Source organism: Glutamicibacter sp. JC586 (assembly GCF_009805585.1).
Classification (GTDB): domain Bacteria; phylum Actinomycetota; class Actinomycetes; order Actinomycetales; family Micrococcaceae; genus Glutamicibacter.
In genome coordinates this window covers 1-302 of the sequence record NZ_VHIN01000014.1, presented here as the reverse complement: position 1 = coordinate 302, position 302 = coordinate 1, and the positions used below count along the sequence as shown (strand labels likewise).

The following is a 302-nucleotide window of genomic DNA, read 5'->3' as shown; positions in this document are numbered from 1 at the left end:
AGGCCCTGTAGCGCAGTTGGTTAGCGCGCCGCCCTGTCACGGCGGAGGTCGCGGGTTCAAGTCCCGTCAGGGTCGCTCAATTTACTAATCTATTAGTAAATTTGGTGTCCATTAAGTGATACCAGGCTCTGTAGCTCAGTTGGTAGAGCGTTCGACTGAAAATCGAAAGGTCACCGGATCGACGCCGGTCGGAGCCACGCAGGCCCTCGGTTTACCGAGGGTTTTACTGTGTGTAATGAAATAAATTCATAACACTAGGCCCTGTAGCGCAGTTGGTTAGCGCGCCGCCCTGTCACGGCGGA

Annotated in this window: 2 tRNA genes; both read left to right on the top strand. The window is 54.6% G+C overall.

What is annotated here, in order from left to right:
* The first annotated feature begins 1 nt into the window (after window position 1).
* Window positions 2-75 (top strand) — tRNA-Asp (locus tag FJV47_RS11905).
* A 49-nt stretch (window positions 76-124) separates the two neighbouring features.
* Window positions 125-197, top strand: a tRNA-Phe gene (locus tag FJV47_RS11900).
* The last annotated feature ends 105 nt before the right edge of the window (window positions 198-302 follow it).